This is a genomic window from Micromonospora sp. KLBMP9576, from assembly GCF_050941805.1.
Lineage (GTDB): Bacteria > Actinomycetota > Actinomycetes > Mycobacteriales > Micromonosporaceae > Micromonospora.
On record NZ_CP194567.1, the window covers coordinates 6,176,577 to 6,192,060 of the forward strand.

At 70.2% G+C, this 15,484-nt stretch carries 5 protein-coding genes; all 5 read left to right on the forward strand.

Annotation, left to right across the window (positions count from 1 at the left end):
- The 5 genes from ACQ452_RS27505 (at position 1) to ACQ452_RS27525 (ending at position 15,476) form a co-directional block, all read left to right on the forward strand.
- Positions 1-933, forward strand: a complete 933-nt coding sequence (locus tag ACQ452_RS27505) for a hypothetical protein (protein ID WP_433388600.1) — start codon at positions 1-3, stop codon at positions 931-933.
- A complete protein-coding gene (locus ACQ452_RS27510; RefSeq protein WP_433388601.1) occupies positions 926-1,378 on the forward strand; it encodes a YbaB/EbfC family nucleoid-associated protein in 453 nt (150 codons plus the stop codon). Before ACQ452_RS27505 ends, ACQ452_RS27510 begins: the two co-directional genes overlap by 8 nt.
- Positions 1,368-1,676, forward strand: a complete 309-nt coding sequence (locus ACQ452_RS27515; RefSeq protein WP_433388603.1) for a hypothetical protein — start codon at positions 1,368-1,370, stop codon at positions 1,674-1,676. The genes ACQ452_RS27510 and ACQ452_RS27515 overlap by 11 nt, the downstream gene beginning before the upstream one ends.
- Positions 1,677-1,695: 19 nt before the next feature.
- Complete coding sequence (locus ACQ452_RS27520; protein ID WP_433388605.1) at positions 1,696-12,567, forward strand: hypothetical protein; 10,872 nt, start codon at positions 1,696-1,698, stop codon at positions 12,565-12,567.
- 119 nt (positions 12,568-12,686) lie between these two features.
- Positions 12,687-15,476, forward strand: a complete 2,790-nt coding sequence (locus tag ACQ452_RS27525; RefSeq protein WP_433388607.1) for an AAA family ATPase — start codon at positions 12,687-12,689, stop codon at positions 15,474-15,476.
- The last annotated feature ends 8 nt before the right edge of the window (positions 15,477-15,484 follow it).

Here is a 15,484-nt window from a genome sequence, read left to right on the forward strand (position 1 = left end):
GTGGGCGCCTTCGTCCCCCAGGCCGGGCAACCGCAGACGTTTGACCAGATCCAAGCCGCGCTCGTCATCGGTTCACCGGCCGACCTCTACCACGCCGCGGATCTTCTGGAGCAGGCCCGGCACGCGCTGGACGACCTCCTGGCCGGGCTCGACCGGGCGTGGGTGGAACTCGAAGAGGCGTGGCGGGACGCCGGGGTGGCCATCGCCGCCGGCCGTGACCTGTCCCTCCGTACGAGATCGCTGCTGCACGCCCTCGACGAGGCGGACGGCGGGCGACTCCTGCGTGTCGCTGCTGCCGCCCTCTCCGCCGGGCAGGCCCGGATCCACGAGATCCGGGCGCAGCGGGACGCGGGGGCGGGAGCGCCGGTGGAGCACGACCAGCAGGCCGGGATGGTGCTGCACGGGCTGGCGGAGGCGTACCGGGATGTCGGTGTGCACCTCGGGGGCCAGCAGCCACCGCGAGAGATCGACGCGAACCACACGCAACTGTCGCGCCTTGCGCGCGACGACGCGTCGCGGGTGACGCTGGCTGCCGGCCCGGGGGCCGAGACGGACGAGGTGTTCCGCCCGGTGAGCCCGACCGTGACGGTCGCCCGGGCGAACGAGCCGGTCGCACCCCCCGCAGGTGGTGGTGGCGGTGGCGGCGGCTTCCCGATGATGCCGATGATGCCGATGGGCATGGGTGGCGGCATGGGCGCAATGGGCGGGCAGACCGAGTCGACGGTGCAGCAGCGGCGTGCTGGTGCAGGCGCCCAGGGCGAGCGGGGGGTGTGGGGCGACGAGAACGGCGGCTGGCAGGTGTTGGGGCGTCGACGGCCGGCAGCGGAGCCGAGCGTCGACCGGGAACGCCTCGACTCCTTCCTGCGCGAGCTCGAACAGGCCCCGATGACACGCGAGACCGAGAAGAAGCCGAGGGGAAACGGAAATGGCTGAGCAGTCGTCGGGATCGAGTAGGGCCAGTTTGGAGCAGGCCTTCGCCATGCTCGCCGAGGAGCAGAGCAAGCTGGTGGAGTTCCAGCGCCGGATGAACGAGGCCACCACCACCGTCGAGTCGGCGAACAAGGTGATGACGGCGACGTTCGACGGCCGGGGCGAATTGGTGCGGATGGTGTTCAACAACACCCGATACCGGACGATGGCGCCGGCCGAACTGGCGAGCCTGCTGCTGGAGACGTTGCAGCGTGGCCGGGGGCAGGCGTTCGCCAAGATCAGCGAAATGGCGGGGCGGGAAGCCCTGCCGGGGATGTCGTTCGGCGACCTGGCCGCCGGCAAGGTGGATCTGAGCGAGATGGCCGGCTCGATGCTCAGCTCGGTGCTGGATCTGCCCCGGATGATGCAGGCGACCGAGGGCAAGGGAGGCGCGCCCGATGCCCGATGAGACCAGGATCGATCCGGACGGCCTACGCCGGTTGTTTCGCAACGTGGAGGAGATCGGTGCCGACCTGCGGGGCGGGCTGGGCCAGGTGAAGCTGGTCCGGGACACGGTGCCCGCGCCCTGGGGAAACGACAAGGTCGGCAAGAGGTTCGCCGAAAACAACGAGCCTCTGGTGGGAGAGGTGCTCGATGGCGTCGGGCAGCACGCGGGGCTTCTTGGCGAATTTGCCGACACGGGCCTGGCCGCCGTGAACGACTTTGTCGAACTCGACAACCGCAACTCTGAGGGATTCGTGCCCTAACCGCTAGGGGAACAGCTGCATGGACTTTCAGATTCCGGATCCGCTGAACGCGATCCTCGAGGTCGTCATCGGGGAGCGTTGGCCGACTGGCAGCGAGTCGGGGATGTGGAATCATGCCGACGAGTGGGCCGGCCTGGTCGCCACCCTGGATGGCGCCATCGACGGGCTGCGGGCGGAGCAGGGCAAGGTTGCCGACGTCGCGTCGGGGGAGTTCGCCGAGGGCCTACGGGCAAATCTGCAGCTCTTCGTCGAGAACCTGGAGTTGCTGCGCGAGGGCGCGGAGAAGGTCCGGGTCGCCACGAAGAACGGCGGTGCCGAACTTCAGGAAACCAAGATCATGCTCGTCATCCAGGTGGCCCTGCTGGCGATCCAGTTGGCCTGGCTGTTCGCCTCGCTGTTCGGAGCGTTGGCGGTGCCGGCCGTGGTGGCGGGATTCCGCGCCATCATCTGGGCGATCATGCGGCAGATCTTTGTCGAGGTCGCGCAGGAATTGGCCGAGGAGCCCCTCCTGAAGCTGTTGATCCAGGCCGGGCAGAACAGTTCCGGCAGCCGCGAGGGAATCGACTGGGAAGGTATCGCGGACGCCGCGATCGTGTCGGTGGTCGCTGCCGGATTCTCTGGGGCCGCCAACTTCGGCGTGCAGGCGGCGGCGGACGCGGCGGCCAGGAAGTGGGCGCGAGTCGATCGCGTCGGTGACGACGGAACACTCTTCATCAAGGACTGGAGGTTCCGGGCACCGACGATCATCGCCAAGGGCACTGGTCAGGGTGCCGCCGAGGTGCCCGGCGAGATGTTGGGACAGGCGGCGGCCGGGTTGGAGGTGGAGGCAAACCCGTTCACGTTCACCAGCGGCTTCATCGGCGGCATGTACGAGAGCAACAGCCCGTCGTCCCTGTCGCTCAAGGACCTGAACCTGACGACGCTGCCCAAACTCGCCAACGTCGCGTCCGGGCCGGACGGCGGCGCCGTTGCCGGCGGTAGTGGGTCGGAGGACTCCGGGTCGGGCGAAGAGCGCGATGCCTTCTCGAAGCACGTGAAGACCGTCGGCGGGGAGGACGGCGACTGGGGATCCGAGTCGTCGACGCTCGTCGGTGACGACTCGTCCGACGTCGACGTTGACGTCGAGGGCACCGGCGCGGTCGGCGGCAGCGGTAGCAGTGGCAGCTCCACCGACACCGACAACGGAAGCGGCACGTACACCGGAAACGGGAACGGCAGCGACACCGGAAACGACACCAGGAACCAGAACGGCACCGGGACGCACACCGGAAACGGAAACAGCAGCGACACCGGAAACGACACCAGGAACCAGAACGGCACCGGGACGCACACCGGAAACGGAAACAGCAGCGACACCGGAACCGGGAACGGCACGTACACCGGAAACGGGAACGGCACGTACACCGGGAACGGCACCGGTAACGACACCGGGAGTGAGAACAGCACCGGGACGTACACCGGGAACCAGAACAGCACCGGGACGCACACCGGAAACGGAAACAGCAGCGACACCGGAACCGGGAACGGCACGTACACCGGAACCGGGAACGGCACGTACACCGGAAACGGGAACGGCACGTACACCGGGAACGGCACCGGTAACGACACCGGGAGTGAGAACAGCACCGGGACGTACACCGGGAACCAGAACAGCACCGGGACGCACACCGGAAACGGAAACAGCAGCGACACCGAGAACGGGAACGGCACGGGGAACAGTGGCACGTACACCGGTGGTGAGCCGCGCAGCGACGCGTACACCGATGGCAGTGCGGGAGGGGCGAACCGTTCCCTGTCGAGGGTCGATTCTGCGACCTGGCAGGGTGCCGATGGGGCCGCCGGAAACGGGCAGGGCACCGATGGCTCGAAGGCGGACGGCGTAGGCCGGGCCGGCTCGGACGCAACCGGGGGCGGGACCAGCGGAACCGGCGGGACCAGCGGAACCAGCGGGACCAGCGGAACCAGCGGAACCAGCGGAACCAGCGGAACCAGCGGAACCAGCGGAACCAGCGGGACCGGTAGTCAGGGCGGTACGGCGGACCGGGGCGGGGCCGGCCAGCAGTCCACGTCCGGGAACCAGGCCGGGGGGCCGGCCAACGCGGCCGCGAGGTCCGTGGTCGGGACGGTCGGTGGTGTCGCGGGCGCTGGTGGCGCCAACGGTGCTCCGGTGGCAGGCACGGCCGGCCAGTCCGGTGGGCAGCAGCCCAACACGGTGTCGGGTGGCCCCCAGACCGGCGGTCGCGACGGTGCCCCGGTGGCCGGGTCCAACGGTTCGGCGTCGTCGGAGGTTGGGCGGCCGGTCGACGTGGGTTCGGTGGTGGATGGTGCCACCGACGGGCCGGTCTCGCACGATCGGGGTACGGCCGAGCAGGCGTGGGACGCGCGGTCCACCGACGGGGGGTCGCTGACTGGCGATGCCCTGGACGGCGAGTCGCGGTACGGCGATCCCGACAGGGCCGTGGCGGGAGGGCGGGCGGAGCCCACCGCGGGCAGCGGGGGCCAGCAGGTCGCTCGTGGCGTTTCCGGCGAGACGGTACGTCGCCTCTACGCGGATCTGTCCTCGTCGTGGGCGCCCGACGGGGTGCCGGCGGCTGACCGACGGGCGGCGGCAGCCGGTCATCTGGTCGCGGAGATCAGCGGTGGGCGTACCACGGGGCCGTCGTTGCGGTTCGCTCAGGCGGTGGCGGCTGCCGGCCAGGTGCCGACCGTGTCCGGCGGGCCGGTCGGCTCTGGTCCCGCCATCGCGGGCAACCGGTTGAACCCCGAGGTGAGCAGCTACGACCGGGTCGAACGGGCGGTGGCGGACGCACCGGAGGGCGCCACCGGTGTGCTGGTGACGCGTGCCGGTCCCGACGCGCCGCCGGTGCTGACGGTCGTGCACCATCCCGGCAACGGCGAGGTCGCGTTCGTCAACGCCGAGACCGGTGGCCAGGCCACCCTGCCGGCCCGGCCGTACGAGGTGCGGTTCGTGCCGTTGGACCCGGCCCTCGACGGGCTGGCCGATCCGGTCGCGCACAGAGGGTTGTCCCGTGACGAGTTCGTCCGTGATCTGGAGACGCTGGGCACGGACCTGCCGATGGTCAACCCGCACCCGGGCCGGGAGGACTACCTCACGGCCTGTGTCGACTCGGCCTTGGCGTTGTTCGAGCACTTCGCCGGTGCCGGGACCCGGCTGACGCGCCCCGGGCCGGCGCGGGACGCCGCCCAACTCGACCGGGTGTTGTCCTGGCTGTCGGAGTACAACGACACGCCGGTCCCGGACTACGCGGCCGTGGCACGGGCCATGGCCGACGCCGGGCCGCTACACCAGGGTTTCCTGCGCGTGGCGACGGAGAACAACGCTACCGGCCACCTGTACCTGGCGGTCAAGGGACGCAGCGGCGTCGCGTTGATCAACGCGTACGACGGGTCGGTGGGCCAACTGCCGCCCGACCCGTCGGACCTCAAGTTCTATCCGATGGCCGCCGACATCCACGTCGCCCCGCGGGATCGGCGACCGGTCGGCGGTCGGCCACCGCAGCGCGTCGGGCTGAATCCGGGCGGACTGTCGGACGGGGTGGTCCAAGAAGCGCCGGCGGCCACGGCGCCCATGGACCTGCCGACCGGTGGGCCCTCGGATCGACCGGCGACCGTCAGCGCCGAGCCGGCGGACCCACCGACAGCCGCGGTGGGTGCCACGTCCGCGCCTGACACCGACGAGCAGCCGACGCAGGCCGCACCCCAAACCGACGAGCAGCCCACGCAGGCCGCCCCCGAGCCCGGTTCCCGCGATCATGGCGATGCCCGGGCTGACGTCCCGATCGGCGATGGGGTCCCGTCGCGGCTCGCCGATGCACCCGCCGGGCCGGAACCGACCCAGGTGCAGCCGCCGGTTCCCCCCGCCCGCGAATTGTCGACTCCAACGGGCGATGACCGGCCGGAGGTCGCTTCCACCGACCGGCTCCCCGACACTTCGGGAGTCCCGACAGCGGTGCCCGCTCGACCGGTCTATTCCGGCCACCCGCCGGCGTCGGATGCTGGGCGGCCGTCGTCGTCGGCCCTTGCGGAGTCGCCGCCGTCAGCGGACCAGGACGAGGATCCGGACCTGTGGGCGGCGATGAACGACTTCCCCCGCAAGCCGCCGCCGGGGTTCGCCGACAGCGACCCGCACTTTCCGGATGTGTCCCGGTTCGCGCTGGGCCACCACGGCCGGTACCTGACTTTCGCCGGAAAATCACTCACGGATCCCACCTCGATCGCCGACCTGGCAGTGTCCCTGCTCGGCGACGAGCAGAGCCGCCTAGGTGATCCGCTGCGCGAGCAGGTCATCGAACACCTCCGCACGTACGATCCCCGGCAGTTCGTCCAGCAGATGACGTCCGAGAGTGGCCAGAAGTTGGCCTTCGAGGTGCTCCCGGAGCGGAAGAGATCAGCGGACGGGCGGCCACTGCCGTTCGGAAGGCGTGCGACAAATGCTGTCCGTGACAGGTGGCCGTTCAATGGGCCGGAGGAGCGGACACGCCGCTACGAGGTGACGCTCAAACTTGAGCTCAAGCCTAATAGGGTCGGTTATGTGCGAGCCGTCGACGGCGTACGGGTGCCGCCAGGCCAGGAGTGGCACATCCTGGTCAACGCGGACCACGAGGTCCAGGAGCTCACGCGGCGGAGCGTCAACAACCAGCGGAAGCTGGCGGTGGCCGGAAAGTCAGGGGAAGCCGACCTGGGCAACAATTTCAACGGCGGCATCAGAGCCAGCGCGTTCGGTACCAGCAACCGCATCTATGGGCTCGGCAATGACGTGGTGTCGGCGACGAAGCGCTATCTGGATATTTCCGGACTGCCGGTCTACTTCGATGTCGAAGAATCCCGGATGAGCATTGAGGTGTCCGAGCTGGTCAGGCCGCACCCACGGGCCTGGCAGCGCCGGAAGCGCCGGGAGCTGAAGCCTGAAAGGTCGTCATCAGAACCGAAGGAGATGACAGGGGCCGTCCGGGTCGAGTTCCCGGCCGAACTGGCGCCGCGGCGGGAGGATGACGATCGCGGCGGGGTGCAGTCGGAGGTTTCCACGCCCTTGCCGCCGCACGGAAAGACAACCCATTCCGCGGCCACGCCGACCGAGGGCAGCATCGACAAGCTGACGGGGGCGCTCGGGCACGTCTTCACCATCCCCGAATCGGTCGCCGGCTTGGACCGCCTCCAGAAGAAGGTCCGGGCGGTCCTCGACGACGACGGCAGGCACCCACTGCCCACGCACCGCGAAAACCGGGCCTCCTGGTGGCTCAGCGAACCCACTTTCTTGCGGATGTTCCAGGAAGTCATGGGTTCGACCGCCACCTCGCCACGAATCGGAAAGGGCGGCTCGGCGTTCCACATTTCCCTGAGTGGCAAGATTCTCGGCGCCCAGGGCCTGGACGTCGCCGAGGTCCCGCTCAAGGAGGAGATCCAGCGGTTTGTGAGCACCCACAACGACAGCACGGAGTCGGGCGGCGCCGGCCTTTCCATCGATCCCGAGGCGACCTTTCAATTGGGCGATCCACTCGACGATGAGACCAAACTCGGCGGCGGGTTCACTGGCGCTGTCGTTCTTACGGGCGACCACTCCTTCTCCCGCGGCACCCACAGCAACCTGGGCGGTGGTGACATCCGCGGCCTGGTCTACAACGGAAAGAGCCGCCGCTACCGGCTCACGGTGAAGGTCACGGCGGATATCGCGACCAAGGGCACCCCCAAGGACGCGCCGGCCGAGACGGTGGACGTATTTGTCCGAATACCGATTCAGCAGCAGGACCGTTTCGAGAGGCTCCTCCAGGATGCGATCGACAATCCGGATGGCGACCTGAGCGACATATTGCTCATGCAGGACCACGATCTGTCGCCCGAAGACGGGAAGGAGGCGGTCGAACAGAAGAAGCTTGAGGCAGAGAAGCGGGACCCCCCGGCGGCGCTGGCCGCCGGCCAGAGCATGGGCCAGGCGGCGCTGGAACGGCTTGCCGGCGCAGAGCACGTGATGCCCCAGCTCATCAAAATGCTCGGCGAAGCCGAGGGTGAACTGGACGGTCCACGCAGACGCAACCCGCTTGACGAGGCGAGCCTGCGCCGCCGGATCAGCGCGAAGGCGAGCCGAGAGGCTTTGATCAATCACGGCGCCCAGGTGCTGAGCCCGGGAGGTTACCGCTGGGTCGAGACGTTCCACGGCGATGGCGGCACCGAATATGTGACGTTCACCGTGCGGGGCGACCGAAAGCCGGCGCCGTCCGGCCAGGGACGGATAGCAAAGGCCAAAGTCGAGATCCTGCCGGCCGGCTGGGCCAACTCCGCCGCCGAGGACAAGGTGAGCTCGAAGGCAAAGCTGGGCATCAGGGCAGGGCTCCTCTTCAAGCTTCCCTTCAGAAAGGCCAAAATCGGCGTATCGGCCCGCGGTGAAGTCGGTTACTCGGTGGACGAGGCCACCCGCGTCGGCCGGACCGGCTTCCAGTTGCAGGCCATGCTCCACGACGGGCCGGCCAGGTATTTCGACTACGGCCTGGACCTGCAACTCGAGGTGGATGTCGACTTCCGGCGGGGTTGGGTGAACAGGGCGGCATTGATTGCCCGGACGCTGTGGAGTGGGCCCCGGCACGGGAAGTGGAGGTGGCGCTCGCGCCTTGAGAAGCCGAAAACGACGCAGCTGCCGGCAAAGGCGCGGTTGGTGGTCCCCGAGCACACGACCCGGCCAAGCCAAACCGGGCCGGCGCAGGCCGGGAGCGCGACATCCGCGCCCACCCGGGAGGATGGTGCGGTCGTAGGCAGAGCCAGCAGCGGGCTCGACCCGAAATCTGTCACAGCTGAGTTGCGGAAGCCGGCTGACGCAGGCGGCCACGACCCGATCCGCGATGCCGACCTGGTGCTCGACGTGCTGGGCACAGACGACCTCTACCAGGACGTCAAGAAGAAGCTCCTCGCCGTGGACGGGCGTAAAAACCTGATCTTCCCTCCGTCGGCCGGCCGCATCAGGAAGATGACCGCGACCCGGATGGATCGGATCATCGGCGCACTCCGCAGAAAGAAGATGACAACGGTTCGGGCCACCCGGCTGGCGAGCGTCGCCACCGACGTCTCACAACTCAGTGCGGCGTTCGTGCGTGGTGCGTCCAGCGTGGAGCATGTCGATACGGTGAAGGGGCTGTTCTTCGACACCCACTACGAGGTGAGACTGGAGGCCTTCCCGCTGCGGCGCCGGGAAGAAGGCGATCCCGCCGAGTTCATGAAGATGAAGGTGAACGAGGGCGGCCCTGGCATCTCCTACAGCGCAGGAAAGACAAAGTCGACGGGCGCCGGTGGGGCAGTTTCTGTGGGCCCCACGTTCGGTGACCACTCGGCAAATTTTGAGGGCGACGTGGGTGGCGCCTGGGATCGGCGCCGCGGCACGGGCCAGAGCCTCAGTGCCCAGACCGGCCACCTCACGCAGATCACTCAACCCTATCAGCCCATGACGTCGGACGTGATCTGGCGGGTTCACGTCTCCTCCCGGCGTAAGAACATTCTTGGCAGCTCATCCCACCACGTGAAGGAGACCTTTTCCAAGGTCGCGGGTGGGCTCGGATTCTACCGCCCGGCGGAACCCGAAGCAGGCTCCGGATTGGAGCACAAATTCGAGGAGAGACTGACCGAGGCCCCTGTCGGCAGTGCGATATCCGACCTGCGTGGAAAAACTGACACCCACGCCAACAAAATGCCCAGCACGACGGGAGAGTCGAATCCCGCACTTGAGGCGGTGACCGCGGCCATGCCCGCCAGTTGGCGCAAGAAGCGCTTTACGCGGGGGGAAGTCCCTGATCAGCCAGGGGCGCGACTGGAGGCAGCCCTCGACCTCAACACGATCGCCTCCGTCGGCGACACCGTCATCGGAGGAATAAAGCTGGTGTCGACCCGGTCGCGGCCGTTCTATCACGAGACCCTGGTCATCAATCTCTCACTCAACCGGGACAAGAGCCAAGCTGGCTACCAGCGGGAAAAGGTCTTCCCAAAGGCCAACTATGCGCGGTACGCATTCGGGGCGAAGACCACGTCGGCTTCTGTCGATCAGACACGGGCGAAGGAGTTGTCCGCGGCCGCGTCGGGCGAGACCCCCTTGAGCACGGCCGGCACTGCCGTCGGTCCCGGAGTGAAATTCAAGCGGGGCGTCGCGGACACCGAGGGGCAGGCGCTCGCCGTCAACGACGGCCTGCGAGACACCTTCTTCGAGTCAGGCGCCCTCGCCCAATATCGCACCACAAGCGAGTTCGTCGCCGAAAGCCACCTGGTCCGTGAGCCCTCCCCGCTCACCCGATATCTGCCGCCGCTCCGCCTGTTGGTGCTGTGGAGCACCGGCAGGAAAAAGCCAATGAAGCCGGTGACCAGGGATGTCGACGAGTACGTGGTCGTACCACAGAGCCTCGCCCGAGCAGATGTGACGACGCCACCCACGGATCGCACGGTGCGGGAGATGACCCGCAAGAACCTGGAAGGTTTTGCGTCTGACCCGAATCCGCTGATCACCGCGGCGGACCTGCGCGAGCGGGCCGCCTTCACCTACGGCTTGCAGCCGGAGCAGCTCAGCGAGCTCCGCGCGAAAGCAATGAGCTGGCTGAGTGGCGAGTCGGCCAACTGGTCCCGTTCCTTCTCGCAATGGTTCGCGGATCTCGGGCCACGAATCAGCCGGTGGCCCGCCAGGCTCCTGTCGCGGAATCCGGGCCCGGACCCGCGCGTGCAACGACCGAGCAGTTCGGTGCGTCGCCTGTTCGCGATGGGTCAGCGGAGCAGGGACGCGTTCGAGCAGATGATCAGCTATCCCGTCTTCGTGCGGAATCTGGACTCCTTGGTCAGCGACGGGTTGCACATGAACCTGGCCGCAGACGGCGGCACGATGTCCGACAGGCGAGGAAAGACGAAGATCCGGGTAGAACTGACCAAACCGCGAGTGCTCAACGACCTCAGCGGCTGGCACGAATACAGCGCACCGCACACCACGGAGCACAAGCAGTCACAGCGGTACCGGGAAACCGACAGCCAGGATTTGACGCTCGGCTTCGGCATCTATCCGGGCGGGTCTGTGGCAGCCAGCCAGAGCACGAGCGAACAGTCGACCCAGGTACTCAAGTCGCAGTGGCCGACGACCGGCTATCTGAGCACAGCGCCCTGGCTGCGGGTCGCGTTCGACGCGAAGGTCGTGGTGGAGGCGGAGGCCCACCGGCGCCGCGGTCTACTGCGGTGGAAGGGCGCTCGCACGACCGAGCGGGGCTTCGAGGTTCCGAATCTCTACGTTCTCGCGCTCTCCCCACAGACGAGTGCCCGGCTCGGGCTATTCCACCCGCAGGGCATCTCGACCCCGGCCGGCCGCTACCTGCCCAGCCACAAGAAGGCGGACGCCGCCACCGCCGAGGCGGACCAACGCCAGCCCGGTGGCCGGCTTGCGCAGCAGACCGAGGAACTGCACGCGGCCATGTCCTTCCCGAAGCTCACCCGGTCGCTGGCACCAGCTGAAGGGCCCGTTGAGGTCTTGCACGTCAAGACCGAGCTCGACATCAATGGAGACCTTCGCTTCCTGCACGAGGGCGAGAAAATGACGGTCGCCCAGTTCAGGGACCTGTTCAAATCGCAGAATCCCCTGGCCGAGCAGTTCGGCAATGCTGGCGTACTCGTGATCGTCGGCTCGAACGTCGCACGGCCAGGTCCGGACAACGCGCCGTCGGCCGCGCAACAGATCTCCGACGAGATCGGAAAGCCGGTGGTCGCTGCCACCGGAAGCGTCCACACGACCCCCAGCGGTCGCGTCCTCGGCGTGCCGCGGAACCCCGACGGCGCCGGGCCGGCAGCCGACCAGGGCGGATTCGTTCGCGTGCGCCCGGGACAGGCCGCCCGGGAGCCTCTTGGTTCCGACCTGATCCGCAATTTTGAGTTCGAGGTGCCGAAGAAGCCGGTGCTGCCGCCGCGGGGGTCGTACTGGTGGCACAGCGAGCCGACACCCGCCTCTGCGGACGATGCCACCGGACCGGCACCCGCCCCTGCGCACGATGCCGGATCGCCGCCCGACCCCGGAAGCGACGCCAGCGAGCACGACGCCGGCACCATCAGCCCCGCTGCGCGGCCGGTCACGACGAGCCGGCCGGCGCCCGGCGAGACCGGAGACGGGACCGAACTTCAGGATCTCAGGCCCACCACGCAGCCCGGCACGTCCGGCGATGGCACGAACCCGAGGCTCCGATGGGTCGACGAGGGCGGAGTCAACAGCCAGGAGATCATCGACTACGACGCCTACAGTTCAAACTCCCGGGCCGGGCAGATCGACTCCGCCGACGTGGTCTCCCACACGATCACGGCGAACCTCCCCGGTCTCACGGTCTCCGGGCGGCCGAGTCAGACCCAACAGATCATCGGGGTCAGCTTCCCGTCAAAGCCCGGGGACCAGGCGCGGCACAGCAACTGGGGCGCGAGTCAGACGCCGGCGAACTTCTCCCGGGCGCTCAACGAGAAGAACCGCCCCGCCGGGTCCCCCGCCCCGTGGGGCCCGGGCGTCAGGCCGGTCTTCGTCATCGCCCACGGCAGCCCGAGGGGGGCAGGCGTCCGGATCCCCACAAAAGGCAGCGACGGAAAGCCCATGTCGGTGGCGGTCCGGGGCGAGGTGTTCGCCAAGATCCTGGATGACAGCGAGGCGTTCCAGGCCGCCCGGGCAGCCAACCCCAACGGCCCGATCGTCCTGGTCGCCTGCAAGTTCGGCGCCCGACGTGGAAACGAGGTGGCACAACCGTTCGCCGAGACCCTCCGGGGGATCACCCGCGCCGACGGGAGCAGGCCCTACTGGAACGTCGACGTCTACGCCCCCGACGACACCATCGACGTACACCCGAACGGCGACTTGGTCATCAAGAAAAGCGGGAAGTACCGGCAGCTCTGACCCCTTCCACCCGCCGTGCGACGGATACGTGAGCGGCGCTCGCGGGTTCCGGCACGCCGACCTGAACGCCGTGGCTGACCGATTCGTCGTGGAGGCGGAACGGGCGATTGGGGAGCGGCGTGGACCTGCGGGATCGGATGCGGCGGCGCACCACCTTCTCGGGACGGCGGGCAGAGCTGGCGGCGCTGCACGACGCCCAGTGCGACACCGCCGAGCGGGGCCGGCTGGTGCTGGTGCGCGGGCCGGCCGGGATCGGCAAGTCGGCGCTGCTGGAGGCCGCCGCCCGCAGTTGGCGCAGGGCCGGCGTGCAGGTGATCCGGGCCAGCGGCGTGGGTGCCGGCGACCCGTACGGGTTCCGCTGCCTGGCCGACGCCGTACGGGACCGGTTCGAGGAGATCGGCGAGCCGCGGCTGGCCGGTCCGCTCGGGGCGCTCGGGCAGGCTCCGGGCGGTCCCGGCGCGGCGACGCGACTCGTGCTGGAACTCGGCGCCGCCTTCGACCTCGTCTGCCGCACCGGGCCGGCGGTCCTGCTCCTCGACGACCTGGACGACCTCGCCGCCCCGGCGCTCGCGGCCGGTGCCGCCGCCCGTCCCGGCTGCCTCGTCGTCGCGACCTGCCGGGACGGGTCACATCCGGCCGCCCTCCAACTCGCGGCCCGCGCCGACCTGGTGGTCGACCTGCCGCCGTTGCCGGACGACGCGGTCGAGGCGATGCTGACCCGGGTCTGCGGCGCGCCGCCGGACGGCGCGGTGCTGCCGGCCCTGCGCGCGGCGCTCGGGCCGTTGTCCGGCGATCCCGGTACCCTCCTGTCCACCATGGCCGACCTGGAGCGGGCGGGTCGGCTGACGGTGCTCGGGGGGAACCTGTGCCTGACCGGCGCGGGGACCCCGATCGCGCTCCCCGCCGGCCACCCGCTCGTCGGCCGGGCCCGTGCGCTCGGCGCGCCGGGGCTCTTCCTGGCCACGGCCGTGGCGGTGGCGCCGCTGGCGGTGGAGGACCTCTCGGTGCTCGCCGAGGCCACCCGGGACCGGCTCGACGACTACGGGCGGGCAGCCGACCGGCTCGTCGAGTCGGGCGTGCTGGTCGTCGACGACGCCGGCCGGCTCCACCCGCGCTGCGCCGCGCTCGCCGCGCGGATCGTCGAGGACGCCGGGCCGGGCGGTACCACCCGGCTGCACCGCGCCCTCGCGGCGGCGCTGCTGCGCCGCGTCGGTCTCGGTGGTGCCGTGGACAGCGTGGCGCTCGCCGACCACCTCTCCCTGGCCGGCCGCGCGATGCCCCCCGACCCCCGGCACGCCGCCTGGCTCGCCGCGATGGCCGAGCGCCGGACCCCGGACGCCGAGGGCGCGGCGACGACCACCTCGCCGTCCGGTGCCGCCGAGGCTCTCGGGCGGTCCGAGGCCGCGGGGCCGGAACGGACGATCCGGTGGCTGCGGGCAGCGCTGTGGCACGCCGGCGCCGGCCCCGAGCGCGAGCGGATCGGGGCACGGCTGCTGCGCCTGCTGGTCCGCGCCGGCCGGTACGGGGAACTCGCCGAGGCGGTCGCGTCCGTGCCACCGGATCGGGCCGCCCCACCGGAGTTCGCCGTGGTCGGGGCGTTCGCGGCGATCCACACCGGGGTGCCGGCGCCGGGGTCCGACTCCGCCGATCCGTACGCCTGGTGGTTCGGCGAGGCCCATCCCCCCGCCGCGCATTGCGGGCGTCGTACCGCCGGTGACCCGCTGCTCGACCCGACCGAGCTGGCCGCCGTCCGGTGGTCGGTGCGGGGCGGGCCGGGGCGACCGGCGGGCCCGCTGGACGACGCGTTGCTGGCGGCGGGCTCCGTCGGCGACCTCGTCACCGCGTTCGAGTTGGTGCTCGGCCCCCGCTACGGTCCGCCGGCACGCGGGCCGCTCGCGGCGTACCGGCGCCTGGTGGACAGCTTCGCGGCGGGTGACCTGCCCGCGGTGCTCTCGGCGGCCCGGGAGGTGGAGGTGGAGGTCGTCCTGCCGGCCGCCGCTGGCGGCGCCGACCGGCCCGACGGTGTCCTGCCCGACCTGGCCCGGCTCTTCGCGGCGGAGGCGCACGCCCTGCTCGGCGACACCCGCCGGGCCGCCGCCGCCCTGGCGGCGGTGCCGGTGCGGCCGGCGACCAGGGCGCTGCGGGCGTGGGTGGCGTGCGGCCTGGCGGATCGCCCCGGTGGGGACGTGCGGGGTGCGTTGCGCGACGGCGGGCGTGCCTTCGACCGGCTGCCCGACGGCAGCGGGCGGATCGGCGTCGAGCAGCTCCTGCCGAGGCTGGCCGGGCTCGCCGTGCGGGCCGGCGACACGGTGCTGGCCGGCCGGCTGCTCACCGGGGCCGAGTCGCTCCGCTCCCGGGCCGAGCCGTGGATCACCCGAGAGACCAGCCTGCTCGTACGCGCGCTGGTGCGTCGGGACCCGGTCGCGGCGCGCGCGGGTGTGGCGCTGACCCGGGAGCGTGGGCACCGGCCCGCCCTGGTCGAGACGTACCTCGCGATCGGCGCGGTGGTGGCCGAGCCCCAGCCGTGGCTGCGTCAGGCCTACGAGGCCTGCGGCGCCGTGCCCGCCCCGTTCCTGCGGTCGCGGGTCGCCGCGCTGATGCGGGAACGCGGCCTGCCCGTGCCGCGTGCCCGGCCACCGCACCGCACCGGGATACCCCCGGTGGAGCAGCGGGTGATCGAGCTGATCCGGGACGGCCGGACGAATCGCCAGATCTCGGTCGCGTTACGGGTCAGCGAGAAGACCGTGGAGAACCACCTGACCCGGCTCTTCGCCCGCACCGGCTGCCGCTCCCGGGTGGAACTCGCCGCGGCGAGCCTGTCCGGGCAACCGCTGGCGGGAACGCCGACCGGCACCTCGCCGGCCGGAGCAGCACCATTCACCCCGGCCGGGCTCGGCATGGCTTCCTGACCCACCCG